Annotated in this window: 1 protein-coding gene; it reads left to right on the forward strand. The window is 50.6% G+C overall.

All coding sequences use genetic code 11. The features are described from left to right. Positions 1-78: 78 nt before the first annotated feature. The coding region (locus HGBM_RS23965; protein ID WP_019123614.1) for a phosphoadenosine phosphosulfate reductase domain-containing protein at positions 79-1,266 on the forward strand (1,188 nt) is incomplete at its 3' end.

Consider the following 1,266-nt stretch of genomic DNA (forward strand, 5'->3'; position numbering starts at 1 on the left):
CTACTTGATGTACGAACCGTTTTGATCACCCATTCTTAGTTTCAAACTCTCAATTATGTAAAGCAGGGGGTGATCCCCATGGGATACCAGGAAAAAACACTTGAACCAGCGGCAGAGTTTTTAAGAGCCTACACCGATCCAACCGATGAAGGTTGCTGGTATATCGCCTACTCGGGCGGAAAGGACTCAACCGTCACGGTTGCGGAGGTTATGAGGTGGGTCATGATGCTGCCGCCAGACAAGCGGAGACGTAAGATCCACATAGTATCAGCGCAGACTGGATTGGATCTGACAACGGACCCGACCAAACAGCGTGAGTTCAAACGGATGCGGAAAACGATTCAGAAACACAACTTGCCGTTTGAAATCCATGAGGTTCAAGCGGACATGAAGAACAATCTCCTGTTTCTTATTCTCGGACTCGGATACCCACTCCCGAAAAAAGGTAGGTTGTACTGCACGGACCGAATGAAGTTGGAACCCATGGAGAAGTTTGAAGAGGAATACAGACCAACATTGAAAATCCTGGGAGCCAGACGGTCCGAGTCAAAGGAGAGGGAAAAGAGCGTCGACAAGCATCTGGCCAGCAAATATTTCAGCGAAGAGGTCACAAAAAAAGGCCGAACGATTCGAACCTTCATGCCAATCGTGGAGTTTACGGTCGAGGATGTTTGGAGCTACCTTGCCGAGCGGAAAACGCCTTGGGGCGACGCAGAGGAGATTAGCCAACTCTACAAAGACGCAACAGGCGAATGCGGACTCTCGAAGCGAAGAGCCGGTAAGGGAGAAACAGCAGAAGCGTGTGGGGCAAGATTTGGCTGCGTCATCTGCCCGGTAGTAACCATCGACAAAAGCACGAAGGAAACAGCTAAGAAGAAGCCGTGGTTTGAGCCATATGTCGAGTTGCGGGATACGATCATTGCCATGTACAAGGACCCGCGCAACAGAGCAGGCCGGATGAGAAACGGCAAGGTCCTTTGCTATGGGGAAGGGACATTCACCGTAAAAGCCCGCATGCAACTGTTCGAGACAGTCCTGGAAGCGCAGCGAATGAACGAACGGATCGCAAGGATGTATGGCGCTGATCCGCAACCATTAATCACAGAAGAGTTGTCGGAAGCAATTCAGCAGCAGTGGATGGATGACTTGCAAGAGCGGCCATGGCTGGAAGATGCAGTGGAGCTCGGGCTGTTTTACGAAGAGCGCATGAAGTCGAAAAATGAAAAGTGGTTCCAGTTGACATGGAATCATCTGTATCAGGGAGCG

The sequence above is a fragment of the Brevibacillus massiliensis genome (genome assembly GCF_000311785.1).
Taxonomy (GTDB): Bacteria; Bacillota; Bacilli; order Brevibacillales; family Brevibacillaceae; genus Brevibacillus_C; species Brevibacillus_C massiliensis.